Consider the following 17,883-nt stretch of genomic DNA (forward strand, 5'->3'; position numbering starts at 1 on the left):
CTCGGATGCCCTGCGCACTCCTCAAGCTCAGACGAGCCCTCGGAGAGCCCGTGGGCGCTTCGCTGGGGACGTGCTTGGCCTAAGCTCGTGGCGGGCACCAGTCAAACCGCGTTTCCACACGGCCTCAGCCTGAAGCGGCAATCAAACCGGACAGATGCCACCGGCCGGTCGAGTGATTCACCCTTGCTGGCCCGACGGCTGGGGCATTGCTTCCGCGCTCTCCGCGTTCCCCAGCGAGCCAAGCGCGCGCCGAAGCCCGCTCGCGCTCGGCGACTCGATGTAGACGCATTTCTTGTTATGCCGCTTGCAGTGATCCTTCACGCGCCAGTACGCGTCGTGGCTGATGCACCCCGTCTGGCAGATCACCAGATCCGCGGCCGCCAGGCTCGCGTCGAGCTTCGCGACCGCGTCTTCCTCGCCGCCGTCGTGGTGGAGGAACCTCCCTCCCGTGCGCTCGATCAGTTGCCGGTAGATCGGCACCACCGCCGCCCTGCCACCGACGCACAGCACTGACCGCTCGTCGAGCGACGGCAGCGCCGCCTCGGGCATGGCGGCCGCCTCGCCCGGACGTGCCGATTCCGCCTGCGCTTCCAATTGCCGCTCCATCTGCGACAGCGTCTGCTGCAGCTCCTCCGCCCGGCGCTGCTCGCGTTCCGCCTGCTGCCGTGCAGTCAACACCGCGCGTTCCAGCTGATGAATCCGATCCTGCTGCGATTGCAGCTGCTTCGCCTGCTCATGCCGATGGCGCAGCCCCGGGATGCTGGCTTCCAGCTGCTGCATCTCATCGCGCAATCCCGCCGTCAGCGTGTCGCGCGCCATCAGCTCGCCACGCAGCCGCAGGCACTCCGCCTGCGATGCCTCGAGCGCCTGCGCCCGCTCCGCCAGCAGCCGCGTGCTGCGCGACTGCGCCTGCGCCAGCTCGCGCGTCAGCACCGCGTTCTCGTCCTCCAGCGCCTCCATGCGCTGCAGGTCCGCGCGGTTCGCCGCGCCCACCTGGTGCTGCAGCATGTGGATGTCGCGCAGCACCTGCTCCTGCAAGGCCGCATCGCAGCGCGCATGCGTCAGCGCACCCCACAGCGCACCGCCGACATCGTTGCCCTGCTGCGCCGCGTTCCACCAGCGCGTCAGCGCCTCCGCCGTCTTGTGCTGCGACGACTGCTTCAGCGCGATCGCGAAGCGCTGGTCCAGCTCCTTCTGCAGCAGCTCCGAGACCGCGCTGCGCCGCGCGCATTCGTTGATCGCGCCGCAGTGAAGCTCGTAGTCATTGGCCAGCGCCTGCCCGCCGAGCACCTTGCCCAGCTTGCGCCGCAGCACCGGCATCGGCAGGCACACGCCGATCACCGGGCACAAGGCCTGCGACGGCAGTTCCCACAGACGCCGCCGGCGCGAGCCGCGCGACACCGGCGTGTCGTCCGCAGACGCCGATGGCGACGCGCTCCTCGGCGCATCGCCGCGCGCCAGTGCTTGAGCCAGCGGCAGGCCCGCGACCGCCGCCGGCACCGCGTCGCCTTCCTGCATGAAGACGCCCGCGCCAGTGACCGGTCCCGCCGGCAAGGCCTCGGGACGGGCCAGCAGATTCAGCATCGACAGGGAAGAGGGCTTGTCGCACATCGAGATGGACTCCTCATTGCAAGGTGGACGGCTGGAGCGCGAAACGCACCGGGTACTCGACCCAGCTCACCAGACGCTGTTCACCGCGCCGGGCCGGGATGTAGGGACAGGATTCGGCGACGCGGCGCGCCGCCTCGTCGAGCAGACGCCAGCCGCTGCCGCCGGAGATGACGACCTCGGACGCACGCCCCTCCACATCGACCTTCACGCGCAGTACGACCCGGCCCTGGATGCCGCGCTCGCGCAGCAGCGCGGGATAGTGGCGCGCGGTCTGGCGCTCACTGCAGACGCGGTGATCGGCGGGCAGCGCCGCGGGAGTCTCGGAGGGCAAGGCCGCCAGGGGAATCTCCGCTGCCGGCGCGGCTTCGGGCACGGTCGCAACCGCGACCGTCGTGGCCGGCGCCGCAGCCACCGCCATCGCGGTCACGGGTCGCGTGGCGCTGGTGACGCTCTGATCGATGGCAGCGGCCGGCGTGATCTGAACCGGAGGAGGCGGGATGTCCGGCATCGGAGGCACGCTCAGCATCGAGCGCGGCAGCGCGATCTGCGACGGCGGAGCCGCGACCGCGGGCGCATTCGCCGAGGGCAGCAGCCGGGCGCTGATCGTGACCGGCGCGGGCGCCTTGGGGCTCGGCGCGAAGGCGCTCGCGAGCGCCAGCAGCATGCCCGCGTGAATCGCGCCGGCGATCGCCCAACCCGTCCATCGCGGCGGGCCGCCGCGCAGCCGCAGCGCCGGCGCGCTCACGTCCTCGCCTCCATCGCACCCAGCATCGGCAGGATCGCCAGGCCATGCTCATCCTTGAGCATCCGCAGGCGCGTGTCGTAAAGCTGCTCCAGCAGCGGCAGCGTCGCCGGCAGCGCGTCGCAGTCCGCGAGCAGTCGCCCCGCCTTCATCAGCCACAGCCGGTCGAAGTGGTTCATCGCGAGGTTCAGGTCATGCAGCACCGCGATCAGCGTGTGTCCGCGCGCCTGCGCGAACGCCGACATCGCCGCCATCAACGACACGCTCAACCCCGGATCGAGCGCGGCCACCGGCTCGTCGACGAGCAGCAGGCCATCGCGCGAATCCCAGGCCTGCGCCAACACGCGGGCGAGTTGCACCCGCGCCTGCTCGCCGCCCGAGAGCGTGTCGAAACGGCGGCCGTGGAGATGCTCCGCCTGCGCGTGCATCAGCGCTTCGCGCACGATCGCGTCCTGGCGGCCATCGCCCTGACGCGCGACGCGTCCGAGCGCGACGACCAGTTCCACCGGCAGCCCGAAGGCGACCCCATGCTGCTGCGGCAGCACCGCCCGGCGCCGCGCGAGCTCGGCCGGCGACCAGGACGCCAGCGGCTGTCCGGCGAAGTGCAGCGAGCCGCCGCCAGGGCGCAGCTCCCGCGCGATCAGGCGCAGCAGCGTCGACTTGCCCGCGCCGCTGGGGCCGAGGATCGCAATGCGTTCGCCCGCATCGACACGCAAGCTCAACGGACCGATCGCCGTGGCGCCCAGCGCCACGCGCACGTCCTGCAGCGTCAGCAACGCGGTCATCAGGCGCTCCCCATGCGGCGCACCGCGCCGCGCAGCAGGACCAGGAACCACGGCGCGCCGATCAGCGCGCTGAACACGCCGACCGGAATCTCCGCCGGCACCGTCAGCGTCCGCGCGAGGGTGTCCGCGACCACCAGCAGCAGCGCCCCGGCGAGCATCGCGTTCGGCAGCACCTGGCGCTGGTCCGCGCCGACGAGCTGCCGCGCGAGGTGAGGCGCCATCAGACCGATGAAGCCGATGCCGCCGCACCACGCCACCGCCAGCGCCGACAGCAACGCAACCATCGCGATGCATTGCCAGCGCAGCCGTTCGACATCGATGCCCACGTGCGCCGCCGCGGCCTCGCCCAGCGCGAGCGCGTTCAGGCGCGGCGCCACGCGCAGGGCGATGGTGCCCAGCGCCAGCAGCGCGCCGCTCATCACCGCGGCCATGGTCCAGTTGGCGCCGGCCAGCGAGCCCAGCGTCCAGAAGTTGATCGCGCGCAGTTGCTCGTCGCTGGCGATGAAGCTGCACAGGCCGACGATCGCGAAGGTCATCGCCTGCAGCGCGAGTCCGCAAAGCAGCAGTGCCGCGATCGATCCCGGCGCGAGCCAGCGCGACAGCCGGTCCAGCGCGAAGCACACCGCCACCGCGCCGGCGAAGCCGACCAGCGGCAGCAGCCACAGCCGCATCTCGGCGGGCAACGCCGTGTGCAGGCCGGCAAAGACCGTCAGCGTCAGCGCCACCGCGGCGGCGGCGCCGCTGGTGACGCCCAGCAGGCCAGGCTCCGCCATCGGATTGCGGAACAGCGCCTGGCTCAGCGCGCCCGACAAGCCGAGCGCCGCGCCCACCGCGAGCGTCAGCCCGAGGCGCGGCAGCCGAAGCTGCCACAGCACATGCGCGCCGCCGCTCTTGGGCGCTTCGCTCCACGGGCCATTCAGCCAGTCCGCGGCGGCGATCGGCACCGCGCCGAACTGGGCGGCGGCGATCACCGTCAGCACCAGCGTCAGCGCGAGCAGCATCGGCCGCGGCCACGCGCGGCGCGTCCGCCGGGCGGCGACGGGCGAGGGCAGGGCGGATCCGAGCGTGTTCATCGCCTCGTCCGGGCCGCGGCGTTCACGCCGTCCTGGCCGTGCCCGCCGACGCATGCAGGCCCTGCGCGAGTGTGGCCAGCGCGCGTGGCGCGCGCGGACCGAAGCCGAGCAGCGCCATCGTCTCCATCACCAGCACGCGCTTGTTCTGCCCGGCCGGCGTCTGAGCCAGGCCGGGGAGCTTGAGCAGTCCCTCGATGCCGCCGCTGGCCTCGACACCTTGCGTCGTCGCGAGGATCACGTCGGGCGCCGCCGCGATCGCCGCCTCCGGCGACAGCATCTTGTAGCCCTGCGTGTCGCCGAGCGCGTTGACCGCGCCCGCGTAGCCGATCATCGCGTCGGCCGCCGTGGCGGCGCCCGCGATGCGCGCCTGGTTCGCGGCGTTCGACAGCACGAAGAGCACGCGCGGGGCGCGATGACCGGCCGCCAGCCTGGCGACCTGCGCGCGGCTCGCCGTCCACTCGGCTTGCAGCCTCTGGGCGAGCTGCTCGGCCTGCGCCGGCCGGCCAAGCAGGTCGCCCAGGCGCCGGGTGCGCTCGATCACGCCCTCGAAGCGGTGCTCGGCGCGCAGCACGTGCAGCGGCACCTGGGCCGATTCGAGCTGGCGCAGCACCGCCGGCGGACCGGCGTCCTCGGTGGCGACGATCATCGTTGGCGCCAGCGACAGCAGACCTTCGGCGGCGAGCGTGCGCGCGTAGCCGACATTGGGCAGCTTCGTCGCCGCGGCCGGGTACAGCGAGGTGCTGTCCACACCCACCAGCTCGGCCTGCGCGCCGAGTTCGTAGATGAGCTCGGTCAGCGCGCCGCCGACGCTGATGACGCGCTGCGGCGCCGCCGCCGCTCGGCCACCGACCGTCAGCAGCGCCACCACTGGCGCGAGCGAGAGCGCTTGACGCCGGCTCAGCACGGCACCGCCTCCGGCGCGCCTGCGACCAGGCTCTCCAGCAGCTTGCGCCAGTCGCAGCGCTCGGCCTGGCCGGGCTTGCGTTCGCCAAACATCATCGCGATGGTCCGGCCCTTGGCGTCGAACAGCTCCAGCGAGCACACCAGTCCGTCCACCGTGGGCTTGCGCACGATCCAGGCGCTGGCGATGTGGTCCTCGCGCAGATGCAGGTTGAATCCCGGATCGAGCACGTTGACCCACGGACCCATCATCGCGACCTTGTGCACCGGGCCGCTGTGGATCTGGATCATCCCGGCATTGCCGACGAAGACCATGAGGGACACGCCTTCCTGCGCCGCGCGGCTCAGCAGCTCCTGCGCGCTGGACACCGGCACCGGCTGCGCGAAGCGCGGCTCGGCCAGGCGCAGCGCCTGCGTGCGGCTCAGGCCATGGCGCTTGAGCAGGCCGAAGAAATCGTGCGTGTCGCGCAGCGACGCCCATTCGCCGCGGAAGCTGGCGACGTCGATCGCCTCGTCCGGCGACTCCGCCGGCTCCTGCCAGGCCGCGCCGGGTTCGAGGCCCGGCTGCTGGTCCTCGGCCGCGAAGCGCTCGACCAGCGCCTCGTAGGCCGCCAGCTCGCTGTCCGGACGCAGGAAGATCTTGTGGATGGCCTGGCCGGCCGCGTCGAAGAACTGCAGGCTGCGCTGCTCGGCGCCATCGGACAGCCGCTCGACGACGGCGAAGCCGTGGCGCCAATGGCTGTAGAAGAGGCGCAGGTCGATGTCGCCGCCCAGCACCAGGCCGACCAGCCGCTGCGGCCCCTGCGCGCTGGCGCCGCGGTAGACGCCGACCTTCTCGTGGACGCAGGACTCGTTGCGGGTCAGCGCCATCAGCGGGCCCAGCGGCTCGAGCGCGCCGATCAGGTCCTGCCACTCGGCGCGCAGGCGGCGCGCGCGCAGCGGCGACTCGCCGTCCGCGAACGGGCCGGCGTGCGCGGCGAGCAGCTCGCCTTCGGACACGCTGAGCGCGCTGGCGATGTCGCGGTGGCGGGCCTTGCGCTCCTGGCGCGCGGTGGCGAAGGCCTGTCGCAGGGCAGTGAAGCTGGCATGCATGGAAGGGGACTCCTGGTCAGAAATCGGCGCGCAGGGACAGCTGGAAGGCGCGGCCCGGCGCGGTGAAGGCATCGATGGTCGACAGCGAGCGGGCATCGTTGGCGACGCCGTTGACGTCGCTCCAGCGCCAGTACTTCCGGTCGAAGACATTGGTCACCGCGGCGGTGACGCGGAAGGTCTTGTCGAAGCGGTATTCGCCGCCGAGGTCGATGACGTCGTACTTCTTCGGCGTGAAGAGGGTCGCCGAACTGACGTCCGACGGCTTCTTGCCGGAGCTGTGGACCCAGGTCGCATCCAGCGACCACGGCCCGGTGTCGTAGCGCGCGCCGAGCTTGCCGCGCAGCGGCTGCACCGTATCCAGCGGCGTCTCGACGCCATTGCGGATGCTGTGCCCGCGCGACTTCGCGACCGAGGCGTTCAGGTTCAAGCCCGGCATCACGTCCCAGACGAGGCGTGCCTCGACGCCCTTGATGCGGGCCTGCTCCAGGTTGACGTACTGGAACACCGCCGGGTCGTTCGGGCGGAACGAGCCGCTGACGATCTCCTGCGAGATGAAGTCGCGATAGCGGTTGTCGTAGGCGCTGAGCTGCCAGCGCAGCGTCTCGTCGAAGCGGCCGCGCAGGCCCAGTTCCCAGCTGTTGGCGTGCTCGGCCTTGAGGTTGGGATTGGCGATGCTGGTGTAGCCCGCCGCGGCATTCGAGAAGCTGTTGTTGACCTGGTCCGGCGCCGGCGCGCGGAAGCCCTGCGCCCATTGCACGTAGGGCTGCAGCAGCGGCGAGGCGCGCCAGATCACGCCCAGCCGCGGCGTGACGGCCTGGTCGCTCAGCGTGGCCACGGCGCCGGTGTAGCCGCCGCTCTGGGGCGCGAGCTTGTAATGCTCGAAACGCAGCGCGGGGATGACGCTGAAGTCGCCGGCCTCGATCTCGTCCTGCACGAAGGCGCCCGCCAGCGTGTAGGTCGTGTCGGGGAAGGGCTTGTTGGGGAACTCGCCGCTGTTGGGCGTGCCGTCGCGCAGCGCGCGCACCTGGTTGCGGCTCGCATCCAGGCCGTAGGTCAGGCGCTGGTTCGCGAGCTGCGTCTGCGCCTGCGTGCTCAGCCCGATCAGGCGCTCCTTGTAAGTGCCCGTGCGGGTGCGATCCGCGGCGGTGCTGCGGTCCTCGAAGGACCATTGCCGCGTCTGGCTGTCCTGCAGGTACACCTTGGTCGTGACCTGCTGGATCCAGGGCGCGTTGAGGTCCTCGTAGCGGTGCTCCAGCGAGACGCGGCCGCGCTCGAGCTTGTCGCTCGCCCGCGTGCCCAGGACGGTGCCGCTGGCGGTCACGGCACTCAGCACGTCGGTGTCGGTCTTGCGCTGGCGGTACTCGACCGTGCCCATCAGCCGATGGTTCGCGTTGACGCGATAGCCGAGCTTGGCCATCAGGCTGTCGGTGTCGATGTCGGACGGATTGGGCTTGGTGCGCAGTTCGTTGGGACGGTTGTCGTCGCCGCGATTCTTCGTCTCGTGGCCGCGCCGCACCGAGGCCTGCACCAGGCTGCTCCAGTCGCCCGATCCGAAGGCGAGCGCGGCGCTCGCGTACCTGGAGCTGTCGACCGTCGCCAGCCCGATCCGCGCAGTGCCGGCGAAGGTCTTGCCGTCGACCAGCAGGTCCTCCGGCGACAGCGTGCGCAGGCTCAGCGCGCCGGCCAGGCCGTCGCTGCCGTAGGACGTCGACGTCGGCCCGCGCAGCACTTCGGCGCCAGCCAGGCTCGACAGGTCGACGAAGTCCGCGCGGCCGCTGTAGAAGGGACCGAACGAAAAACTCTGCGGCACGCGGATGCCGTCCACCATCATCAGCACGCGGTTGCCCTCGAGGCCGCGGATGTTCAGGCCCTCGTTGCCCGCGCGGCCCAGCGACGAACTCACCGCCGTGAAGCGCGGCGCCATCGCGGGAACATCGATGTCGACTTCGTCGGAAAGCAGGTCCTTCAGGTCGCGCGCGTCGCGGCGATCGAGCTGCTTGCGGTTCTTCACCGTCACCGTGTTGGGCACGGCATCGGTCGAACGTTCGGTCCGGGTCGCGGAGACGGTCAGCTCACCGAGCTGCTGGGGTTTGTCGGCGGCGGAGTCATTCGGGGAGGGCGGCGTGGTCTGAGCCATCACCGGCGCGAAAGCCAGCGGGAACGCGAGCGATAAAGCGAGCGCGACAGGCGTCGGGCGCAGAAGCATGGTGTCGAAATCCTTGTAGTTCTTGGATCTCGCACGGGCTGGCACGGACGCGGGCTGGTGCGGGCGGTCCTCTCGGACGGCCGGGAGTCGGGAAACGAAGGGAACGCCGGGCGCGGGCCGGTCCTCGGCCGGCCGCCGTCCGGCGGGCTCAGGCCATCACTTGGTCAGGATGAGCTTGCCCAGCGACGTCACGCGCAGCCGGTAGAGCTGGCCGGCGTGCTCGATCTCGACCTCGCGGTCGTTGCCCATCAGCGCCTGGCTGCTGATGCGCCGGCGCTGGATCAGCGGGGCCGCTTCGCGCGGCGATCCTGCGGCGACCCGCGCGCCGTCCAGCGCAACGGCTTGCAGGGCCTCGATGTGGGGGTGGTGATGGGCGTTCATGGACTCATCTTAATGAGAACCATTCGCAATAGCAACCGATGATCGCGGCGATTGATCTTTTTGTTCTTTTCTTGATCGGAGGGGGCGGTGTCGAGAGGCGAAACGTGGCTGCGAACGCTTCGCATGCAGAGCGGGCAGGGTGGGTCTTGTCCCCATTCGCCGTAGGGATGAGGACAATGCGCGCCATTCCACACGGACTCTGAGGAGAAGAAGATGAAGGGCGACGCCAAGGTCATCGAGTACTTGAACGCGCAGTTGAAGAACGAGCTCACCGCGATCAACCAGTACTTCCTGCATTACCGGATGCTGAAGAGCTGGGGTTTCGAGAAGCTGGCCAAGCACGAGTACGCCGAGTCCATCGAAGAGATGAAGCACGCCGACAAGCTGATGGACCGCATCCTGATGCTGGAAGGCCTGCCGAACCTGCAGGACCTGGGCAAGCTCTACATCGGCGAGAACGCCGTCGAGGTCCAGCACTGCGACCTGAAGATCGAGATGGGCAGCCATCCACTGCTCAAGGAAGCCATTGCCTACTGCGAAAGCGTGCGCGATTACGTGTCGCGCGAGGTGCTCGAGGAAATCCTCTCCGACACCGAAGAGCACATCGACCACCTGGAGACGCAGATCGAGCTGATCGCCCAGGTTGGCGAACAGAACTGGCTGCAGAGCCAGATGGGCGACGCCAGCTGAACGCCAGCCACGCCCGTCCCGGGGACCCAGCCCGCGCCAGGCCCCGCAGCCCCGCCTCGGCGGGGCTTTTTTTCGTCCGCGCGGTGCTGGCGTGGCGTCGATCACGGCCAGTTCTCCGACATGGCGCAGGGGCACTGCGATCTAATTGAGATGAATTCGCGTTTGCGTTAGGATCGCGGCCATCCCAGGTTCATCCTGACTTGCCGCCCCATGATCGTCTGCCTCTGCCACCGAGTTTCCGACCGCGACATCCGCCGCAGCGTCGCCGACGGCGTGCACAACTTCGACGTGCTCCAGGACGAGACGCAGGTCGCCTCGGCCTGCGGCAGCTGCCACGACTGCGCGCGCGAGGTGTTCGACGAGGCGCTGCGCGCCTGCGCCGCAGCCCACGGCGTGACTTGCGCCAGCCCGGCCCGCGTCATCCCGATCGCGCTGGCGGCCTGATCCGACATCGGCTGCCTGGCCGAAGCGGCCAGCCGCAAAGAACAAAACCGCAGACCGGTTGCCCGGTGCTGCGGTTTTTTTTTGGTCGCCAGGGACGCCGCCGAGGCGCCCCGGACTCCGTGGCCGATTACTTGGCGGCGGAAGCGCCGTCGGCGGGCTTCTCAGCCTTGTCGGCCTTCTTGTGGGTCTTGTGAGCGGTCTTTTCGCCGGCCTTGTGGTGCTTGCCCTTGTGCTCGGCCTTGGCGTCGGACGCCGGCGCGGCGGTCGCCGCCGGAGCGGCTTGCGTGGCGGGGGCAGCCGGGGTGGCGGTGCCTTGGGCCATCGCGGCGCCGGCAATCAGCAGGGCGGGGATCAGGGCCAGGGTCTTGACGGTCTTGAAGGCTTGCATCTGGTTTACTCCAGCGGGTTGAACAAGGTGAGCAGACAACGGCGCGGCGACACGATGTGTTGACACCGATCCTCAGCTTTGCAATGCGTTACGAGATCCGCACGGGTCCTTCACGCGTCAGGTCTTGCGCGCTGTCGCCGCCGCGAGCGCTCGGGCAAGATCGCCCGCACGCCCGCTGGGCATCCGACCAGCTCCTGGAGACTCTCGATGACCGCCATCCCCCATGCCTTCGACTGGACCTGCGGCTACGCCAGCCAGCGCAGCCCGGTGTTCGCGCGCAATGTCGTGTCGACCTCGCATCCGCTGGCCGCGCAGGCCGGTCTGCGCATCCTGGCCCAAGGTGGGAATGCGGTCGACGCCGCGATCGCGACGGCCGCCTGCATGACGCTGGTCGAGCCCTGCAGCAACGGACTGGGTTCCGACGCCTTTGCGATCGTGTGGGACGGCCGTTCGCTGCAAGGGTTGAACGCCTCGGGCATCGCGCCCCGGGCGTGGACGCCGGACTACTTCGATCGCAAGCATGGCGCCGGCACGGCGATGCCCCGCCGCGGCTGGGACACGGTGACCGTGCCGGGGGCGGTGGGCGGCTGGGTCGCGCTGAGCGAGCGCTACGGCAAGCTGCCCTTCGCCGATCTGATGGCTCCGGCGATCGAGATCGCCGAGCGCGGCTACGCCGTCCCGGTGGTGGTGCAGGGCAAGTGGCGGATGGCGTCCGAGGTCGCTGACCTGGTCTCGCAGCCCGGCTTCGCGCAGACCTTCCTGCCGCACGGACGCGCGCCGCGGGTGGGCGAGCAGTTCCGCTTCCCCGGCGCGGCCCGGACGCTGCGGCTCATCGCCGGCACCCGTGGCGAGGCCTTCTATCGCGGCGAGATCGCCGAAGCCACCGCCGCCTTCGCGCGCGAGACCGGCGGCGCGATCACCGCCGCCGACTTTGCCGCCTATGCGCCGCAATGGGTGGACACGATCTCGATGGACTACGCCGGCCACACCTTGCACGAGATCCCGCCGAACGGGCAGGGCATCGCCGCGCTGATCGCGCTCGGCATCCTGAAGCAGTTCGACCTGGCCGCGCTGCCGGCCGACTCGACGGCCTCCCAGCATTTGCAGATCGAGGCCATGAAGCTGGCGTTCGCGGATGTCTACCGCCACGTCGGCGATCCTCGGGCGATGAAGGTCCAGGTCGACGAGCTGCTCGATCCCGGCTATCTCGCCACGCGCGCCAGGCTCATCGACAGGAACAAGGCCCAGGACTTCCAGGCCGGCAATCCGGTCAAGGGCGGCACGATCTACCTGACCGCGGCCGACGAGAGCGGCATGATGGTCAGCTTCATCCAGAGCAACTACATGGGCTTCGGCTCCGGCGTGGTGGTGCCGGGCTATGGCCTGTCGCTGCAGAACCGCGGTCACGGCTTCACCCGCGAGGCGGGCCACGCCAACGTCGTCGAGCCGGGCAAGCGGCCCTTCCACACCATCATCCCGGCCTTCCTGATGAAGGACGGCCAGCCGCAGATGAGCTATGGCGTGATGGGCGGGAACATGCAGCCGCAAGGGCACATGCAGACGCTGGTGCGCATGCTCGACTACCGCCAGCACCCGCAGGCCGCCTGCGACGCGCCGCGCTGGCGCTTCAACGAGGGCCGGTCGATCAACGTCGAACCGACGATGCCGCCCGCCACGATCGAAGGCCTGCGCGCGCTCGGTCACCAGATCGGCGACATCCACGACAGCTACCAGGACTTCGGCGCCGGCCAGTTCATCTGGCGCCTGGGTGATCCGGCGGTCGACGGCTACGTCGCCGCGAGCGATCCGCGCCGCGACGGCGCGGCGGTCGGCTGGTAAGACCTGACGTCGCCGGGGCGGCACGCGCAGCGTTCCGCATCGACATCGCTTCCATCGCAAGGTGAACCATTCGGCTGCTTCTCCCTAACTAGGGGCTGGTCAATCCTTGCTGATGGAAAGCCCATGAATGAGTTGATCAAGCCCCTCTTCCTTGCAGTCGTCGTCAGCCTGGCGGCATGCGGAGGCGGCGATCCAGCCCCATCCCCAACCCGCGCTGTCGAGGCCTTCGAGACCCCGGTGGAAACGGGAACGCCGTATCCCGCCGAGGTGGTCCACCGGACCGTGCTGGGCGTGCTCGTCTCCACGCCGTCGCGCCGCAATCAGCGCTCGGTCGATGAACTCCACAGGATGCTCTTCGCGAGCGAGGCGCCGAGCCTGAGGTCCTTCTACCGGCTCGCGTCGGGCGGCCGCCTGAATGTGACCAACCGGGCGCTGCTGCCACCGGACGCTCCGGTCGCGGGGGAGGTCATCGAGGTCACGATTCCCGAGCCGTCGGGGCTCGACTGCTCGACCGACACCTGGGCCGCCGCGGCGAAGGCCGAGGCGATCAAGCATGGACACGATCCCTCCGGCTATGGCACGACCTTCTACATCACCCCCCGGGTGACCGGCTGCTCCAACGGCGTCGGCACGGTGGGCGCGATCGGCAAGGCCAATCACGGCATGCGCGTCGTCTATTTCGACAAGTCGGACACGCCCGACACCTCGCCGCTGACCTTGCGCACGCTGGTCCACGAAATGGGACACAACCTCGGGCTGGGCCACGCGCGCACCGTGACCTGCCTGGACGCGGCGGACCGGCGGGTGTCCATGTCGGACCGCTGCACCGAAGATGCCCAAGGCGATCCGACCGACGCCATGGGCTCGACCGGCCGGGTCTCGCATCCCGGCCCGAAGCCGGGCAATGACTACAGCCCGATGGACACGAATCCCCGGCTCTTCGCCGCCTCGCGCGCGCACGATCTGGGCTGGCTGGCGCCGGACGAGGTCCTCACGGTAAGCGGGCCCGGAACATTCCGGCTGCGGCCGCTGTACTGCGCCATGGCCAACGGCGCGCCGCGCGCGCTGCGCCTGGCATCGACGACGCCCGGCCGCGACTACTGGCTGGAGACCCGCGTCCCCTGCGGCGGCCCCTACGACAACTTCCGCAACGGCTCGACGCATCACACGGTGCCGGAAACGACCGTCCACGGCCTGCTCATCCGGCAGGCCACCGCGGGCCCGGGCCCCTCGGCCAGCACCTGGCTGCTGGATCTGCACCCCGGCACGACCAACGCCAGCAGCGGATTCGTCGATGCGGCGCTCAGTCTGGGCGAAGTCTTCGACGACCCCTTGCCGGGCGGCCAGCGCTTCGAGGTCACGGCCGTCGAACCCGACGGCACGATCCACGTCCGCCTCTGGTGACGACATCAGCGACAGGGTGTCCTGCCCTGTCTTTCCTCACTTGTCGATAGCAAAGAAGCGCTGATAGCATCGGCGCCTTCTTCCTCCCCGGAAGCTCTCACGCCACGATCCCCGATCGGAGCCCGCCGATGACCAAGCTGCTCGACCGCACCAAACACGACGCCCTGGCGTCGGTGCGCGCGCCTGGCATCCGCGGGCTGGCGCGACGACCGTAGGCGTCCAGCGCGACGCCTTGCCGGCTCGGCACGAGCCGGCGCACCAGGTCCCTGCTTTCCGCGATCGAGGCGCCTTCCGCGCCGCGACCGCCCGGTCCGTCTCGGCGCACGACGCCAAGCCCGGACCGCTTCCGGAGTTCCGTCATGCTGCCCAAGAGGCCTTCCACGTGGGTCGACCGTCTGCTCGACCGCTTCCTCGATCTGCTGCGGCTGCCCGCCGGCGACCTGCTGCGCAACCTGGTCTACCGGCGCCTGTGGACCTCGATCCTGATCAGCTCGCTGGGCGGGCAGATCACGCTGCTGGCGCTGCCGCTCACCGCGGCCGTGCTGCTGCACGCGTCGCCGACGCAGATGGGCCTGCTCACCGCGATGGAACTGGTGCCCTTCGGGCTGTTCTCGCTTCCCGCCGGCGTCTGGCTCGACCGCGTGCGCAAGCTGCCCGTCTACATCGTGGGCGAACTGACGCTCGCCGTGGCCGTCGGTTCCGTGCCGCTCGCGCACTGGATGGGCTGGCTCGGCATGCCGTGGCTCTACTTCGTCGGCTTCCTGCTTGGCACCGTCTACACGATCGCCGGCAGCGCCTCGCAGATCGTGCTCACGCAGGTCGTCAGCCGTGACCGGCTGGTCGAGGCGCACGCGAAGAACGCGCTCGCCTCGTCCGGCGCCGAGGTCGCCGGCCCCGGCGTCGCCGGCGCGCTCATCAAGCTGGTCGGCGCGCCGCTGGCGCTGGCGGTCGACGCGCTGCTGCTGGTCATCTCCGCGGCGATCCTGCGCGGCGTCCGGGTCAACGAGACCCTGCACCGCCTGGACGGCGCGCACTTCTGGCGCGATCTCAAGGCCGGCATCGCCTTCGTGCGCGGCAAGCGCATGCTGGTCGCGCTGGCCTGCGCGGTCGGCGGCTGGCAGATGTTCAACCAGGCGGCGCAAGTGGTGCAGATCCTCTTCGCCACGCGGGTGCTGGGGCTGTCGGCGCAGAGCGTCGGCCTGTCCTACATCGCGCTCGGCGCCGGCACCGTGCTGGCGAGCGCCATCGGCCACCGTGTCAGCGCGCGCATCGGCCCCGGCCCCTGCCTGGTGAGCGGCTTCGCGCTGTGCGGCATCGGCTGGGCGGCCCTGTGCGTCGCGCCGGCCAACGCGCTGGGCGTGGCCGCCTTCGCGTTCACGCTGTTCATGTTCGGCGTCGGCGCCGTGTTCATCTTCATCAACTTCCTGTCGCTGCGGCAGGCCGTCACGCCGGGCCCGCTGCTGGGCCGGATGACGAGCACGATGCGCTGGCTGATCCTCATCCCCGCCGGACCCGGCGCGCTGATCGGCGGCTGGCTGGGCGAGCACGTCAGCCTGCGCGCGGCGCTGGCCTTCGCGGGTGTGGGCGCGCTGCTGCTGGCGGGGCTCGCCTGGCAGGTCCGGGCGATCCGCACGGTGAAGACGCTGCCCAAGGTCGAGGACGAAGAGCCCGTGCTTGGCGCCGAGGCCATGCCCGGCGCGCCGCCCGCAGCCGCGAACCTGCAACCCGTCAACGGCAACTGATCGCCCCATCCCTCATGCGTCCCATGTCCGCCGACGATCCCATCCTCATCGAAGTTCCCCACCGCCTGGAGACCGAACGCCTGGTCCTGCTCAGCCCGCAGGCCGGTGACGGCATCGCGCTGAACCGCGCGGTGCTCGAGGCCCGCGAGCACCTGCTGCCGTGGATGCCCTGGGCCCACGAGGTCCCGAGCGTCGAGCAGTCCGAGGCCGTCGCCCGCCGCATGCAGGCGCAGTTCCTGCAGCGGCAGCACCTCGCGTACCACGTGCACGAGCGCAACGCCGATGGCCACGCGGGCCGCCTGATCGGCGGCGCGGGGCTGCATGCGCTGGAATGGCGGGTGCGGCGCTTCGAGATCGGCTACTGGCTGGGCCCGGCCCATACCGGGCGCGGCCTGGCCAGCGAGGCCGTGCGGGCCCTCGCGCGCATGGGCTTCGAGCGGCTGCGCGCCAGACGCATGGAGATCCGCACCGACGCGCGCAACGCCGCCAGCCGCGTGGTCGCGGAGCGCTGCGGCTTCACGCTCGAGGGGCAACTGCGGCAGGACGCGCTCGATGTCGCCGGGCAGTCCTGCGACACCTGCATCTATGGCATGACCTCGCTCGACGAACTGCGCGGCCCGTCCCGCTGAGCGGGCGGTCCTCAGGCGGTCGGGCTGAAGCGGTCGACCGCGTCGGTGATGATGCCGTCCACGCCATTGGCGATCAGCCATTGCGCGGCCGCGGCGTCGTTGACGGTGTACACCAGCGCCTTCATCTCCGCCTCATGCAGGCGCGTCACCAGCGCCTGGTCCATCAGCGCGTAATGCGTGATCACGGCGCGGCAGCCCAGCGACTGCGCCAGCTGCAGCCAGCCGTCGCCCTCGAGCTTGTCGAGCAGCAGCCCGCGCGGCACCTGTGGCGCGGTCTCGCGCGCGCCGCGCAACGCCTCCGGCTGGAAGCTGCTGAACAGCACCGACACCGGCGCGGTCTCGCCCCACAGGCGCAGCACCTCGCGGCCGACGACCTCGCCGGTGCGGAACTCGTCGCCCGGCGTGGGCTTGATCTCGATGTTCAGCGCGTGCTGGTTGCGGCGCACGAAGGCCGCGACCGCGTCGAGGCTGGGCGGCGGCTCGCCGGCGAAGGCGCGGCTGTGCCAGCGCCCCGCGTCCAGCCGCGACAGCTCGCTCCAGGTCAGGTCAGCGGCGCGGCCACGCATCGGGGTCGTGCGGTCCAGCGTCGCGTCATGCAGCAGGAAGGGCACACCGTCGGCGCTCAGCTTCACGTCGCATTCGAAGGCGTGATAACCGTGGCGCGCGCCTTCGCGGAAGGCGGCCAGCGTGTTCTCCGGCGCCAGCTTGCCCGCGCCGCGGTGCGCCACCCAGAAGGGCAGGGACCAGGGCCACGTGGGCTCGTCGAGCGGATGGGTCGGGGCGGTCATGTCGGTCTCCCTGTCTGCGGCGCGATTGGCGGCGCCGTTGGTGGCGCTCAGTCCACGCGCTGCCCGGTCGCCGGGTCGAACCAATGTAGCCGCTCGCCCGGCGCCTTCAACAGCACCGTGTCGCCGGGACTGGGCGGCGTGTCGGTGCCATCGATGCGCAGCGTGAAGGGAGCGCCGCCGAGACGGCCGTACAACAGGCGTTCCGCGCCCAGCATCTCGACCATGTCCACCGTCAGCGGCCAGGCGGCCGCGTCCGCCGCCGCGGCCTGGCCGTCGTGTGGCAGCGCGTGCTCGGGCCGCAGGCCCAGGATCAGCTCGCCCTCGCGCGGCGCCGGACGGGGCAGATGCAGCGCGCTGTCCCCGATGACGAAGCGAGCACCCGCGGCATCCGATTCGGCGCGCCCCTTCACCAGGTTCATCGCCGGCGAGCCGATGAAGCTCGCCACGAAGGTCGTGGCCGGCCGGCCATAGACCTCCTCCGGCGTGCCGAACTGCTCCATGCGGCCGCCGTTCATCACGACGATGCGCTGCGCCAGCGTCATCGCCTCGACCTGGTCGTGGGTGACGAACAGCGAGGTCACACCCAGCTCGCGGTGCAGCTTCTGGATCTCGAGCCGGGTCTGCACGCGCAGCTTGGCGTCGAGGTTGGAGAGCGGCTCGTCGAACAGGAACACCTGCGGATCGCGCACGATCGCGCGGCCCATCGCCACGCGCTGACGCTGGCCGCCGGAGAGCTCGCGCGGCTTGCGCTGCAGCAGGTGGCCGAGCTCCAGGATGCGCGCGGCCTTGTCGACGCGCTCGCGGATCTGCCCGGCCGGCAGCTTGCGGATCTTCAGGCCGTAGGCCATGTTCTCGAACACGCTCATGTGCGGGTAGAGCGCGTAGTTCTGGAACACCATCGCGATGTCGCGATCGGCGGGCTCGACCTCGTTGACGACGCGGCCGCCGATGGCGATCTCGCCGCCGCTGATCTCCTCCAGCCCCGCGACCATGCGCAGCAGCGTGGACTTGCCGCAGCCCGACGGGCCGACGATGACGACGAACTCGCCGTCGGCGATCTCGGCGTCGACGCCGTGGATCACCGGATTCGCCTTGGCGCCGGTGCCATAGCGCTTGACGACGTTGCGCAGGGAGATGCTGGCCATCGGACTCTCTCTTCTCTTTCTCGT

The 17,883-nt window shown here is 70.5% G+C and carries 17 protein-coding genes; 6 read left to right on the forward strand and 11 right to left on the reverse strand.

Features of this window, described 5'->3' with window-relative positions:
- Positions 1–177 precede the first annotated feature (177 nt).
- The 8 genes from ABDW61_RS10765 to ABDW61_RS10800 all read right to left on the reverse strand — a co-directional run bounded on the left by ABDW61_RS10765 (position 178) and on the right by ABDW61_RS10800 (position 8,790).
- A complete protein-coding gene (locus tag ABDW61_RS10765) occupies positions 178–1,611 on the reverse strand; it encodes a DUF2325 domain-containing protein (protein WP_343638557.1) in 1,434 nt (477 codons plus the stop codon).
- Positions 1,612–1,624: 13 nt separating this feature from the next.
- Complete coding sequence (locus ABDW61_RS10770; protein WP_343638558.1) at positions 1,625–2,356, reverse strand: energy transducer TonB; 732 nt, start codon at positions 2,354–2,356, stop codon at positions 1,625–1,627.
- The gene (locus tag ABDW61_RS10775) at positions 2,353–3,138 is read right to left on the reverse strand and encodes an ATP-binding cassette domain-containing protein (protein ID WP_343638559.1); all 786 of its coding nucleotides are present in this window, start codon (positions 3,136–3,138) and stop codon (positions 2,353–2,355) included. Before ABDW61_RS10775 ends, ABDW61_RS10770 begins: the two co-directional genes overlap by 4 nt.
- A complete protein-coding gene (locus ABDW61_RS10780) occupies positions 3,138–4,211 on the reverse strand; it encodes an iron ABC transporter permease (protein WP_343638560.1) in 1,074 nt (357 codons plus the stop codon). Before ABDW61_RS10780 ends, ABDW61_RS10775 begins: the two co-directional genes overlap by 1 nt.
- Before the next feature lie 22 nt (positions 4,212–4,233).
- Positions 4,234–5,115: an ABC transporter substrate-binding protein gene (locus ABDW61_RS10785; RefSeq protein WP_343638561.1), complete on the reverse strand. Its 882-nt coding sequence runs from the start codon at positions 5,113–5,115 to the stop codon at positions 4,234–4,236.
- Positions 5,109–6,203, reverse strand: coding sequence for a ChuX/HutX family heme-like substrate-binding protein (locus tag ABDW61_RS10790; protein WP_343638562.1), 1,095 nt, complete (start codon positions 6,201–6,203; stop codon positions 5,109–5,111). Before ABDW61_RS10790 ends, ABDW61_RS10785 begins: the two co-directional genes overlap by 7 nt.
- Positions 6,204–6,219: 16 nt before the next feature.
- On the reverse strand, positions 6,220–8,409 hold the full coding sequence (locus tag ABDW61_RS10795; protein WP_343638563.1) for a TonB-dependent hemoglobin/transferrin/lactoferrin family receptor: 2,190 nt from the start codon (positions 8,407–8,409) through the stop codon (positions 6,220–6,222).
- Between the two features lie 156 nt (positions 8,410–8,565).
- Positions 8,566–8,790, reverse strand: coding sequence for a hemin uptake protein HemP (locus ABDW61_RS10800; protein ID WP_343638564.1), 225 nt, complete (start codon positions 8,788–8,790; stop codon positions 8,566–8,568).
- 213 nt (positions 8,791–9,003) lie between these two features.
- Between ABDW61_RS10800 and bfr the strand changes: the two genes are divergently transcribed.
- Together bfr and ABDW61_RS10810 are read left to right on the forward strand one after the other, a co-directional pair.
- Complete coding sequence (gene bfr, locus ABDW61_RS10805; protein WP_067068504.1) at positions 9,004–9,480, forward strand: bacterioferritin; 477 nt, start codon at positions 9,004–9,006, stop codon at positions 9,478–9,480.
- 210 nt (positions 9,481–9,690) lie between these two features.
- Entirely contained in the window at positions 9,691–9,924 is a 234-nt protein-coding gene (locus ABDW61_RS10810; RefSeq protein ID WP_343638566.1) for a (2Fe-2S)-binding protein, read from the forward strand.
- A 127-nt stretch (positions 9,925–10,051) separates the two neighbouring features.
- On the opposite strand, the gene ABDW61_RS10815 is transcribed toward ABDW61_RS10810, so the two are convergent.
- The gene (locus tag ABDW61_RS10815) at positions 10,052–10,312 is read right to left on the reverse strand and encodes a hypothetical protein (RefSeq protein WP_343638568.1); all 261 of its coding nucleotides are present in this window, start codon (positions 10,310–10,312) and stop codon (positions 10,052–10,054) included.
- 207 nt (positions 10,313–10,519) lie between these two features.
- Between ABDW61_RS10815 and ABDW61_RS10820 the strand changes: the two genes are divergently transcribed.
- The 4 genes from ABDW61_RS10820 to ABDW61_RS10835 all read left to right on the forward strand — a co-directional run bounded on the left by ABDW61_RS10820 (position 10,520) and on the right by ABDW61_RS10835 (position 15,926).
- The gene (locus ABDW61_RS10820; protein ID WP_343638569.1) at positions 10,520–12,151 is read left to right on the forward strand and encodes a gamma-glutamyltransferase family protein; all 1,632 of its coding nucleotides are present in this window, start codon (positions 10,520–10,522) and stop codon (positions 12,149–12,151) included.
- Positions 12,152–12,274: 123 nt separating this feature from the next.
- On the forward strand, positions 12,275–13,555 hold the full coding sequence (locus ABDW61_RS10825; protein WP_343638570.1) for a hypothetical protein: 1,281 nt from the start codon (positions 12,275–12,277) through the stop codon (positions 13,553–13,555).
- Positions 13,556–13,914: 359 nt separating this feature from the next.
- Positions 13,915–15,297 carry an MFS transporter gene (locus ABDW61_RS10830; protein WP_343638571.1) on the forward strand — a complete coding sequence of 461 codons (1,383 nt, stop codon included), beginning with the start codon at positions 13,915–13,917 and terminating at the stop codon, positions 15,295–15,297.
- Positions 15,298–15,320: 23 nt separating this feature from the next.
- Entirely contained in the window at positions 15,321–15,926 is a 606-nt protein-coding gene (locus ABDW61_RS10835; protein WP_343638572.1) for a GNAT family protein, read from the forward strand.
- A gap of 11 nt (positions 15,927–15,937) precedes the next feature.
- Here the strand turns inward: ABDW61_RS10835 and ugpQ are convergent, their stop codons facing one another.
- Both ugpQ and ABDW61_RS10845 read right to left on the reverse strand, forming a co-directional pair.
- Positions 15,938–16,714, reverse strand: a complete 777-nt coding sequence (ugpQ, locus tag ABDW61_RS10840; protein WP_343638574.1) for a glycerophosphodiester phosphodiesterase — start codon at positions 16,712–16,714, stop codon at positions 15,938–15,940.
- A gap of 47 nt (positions 16,715–16,761) precedes the next feature.
- Complete coding sequence (locus ABDW61_RS10845; protein ID WP_343638575.1) at positions 16,762–17,859, reverse strand: sn-glycerol-3-phosphate import ATP-binding protein UgpC; 1,098 nt, start codon at positions 17,857–17,859, stop codon at positions 16,762–16,764.
- Positions 17,860–17,883 lie beyond the last annotated feature (24 nt).

The organism is Roseateles sp. (genome assembly GCF_039595595.1).
Taxonomy (GTDB): Bacteria; Pseudomonadota; Gammaproteobacteria; order Burkholderiales; family Burkholderiaceae_C; genus Roseateles.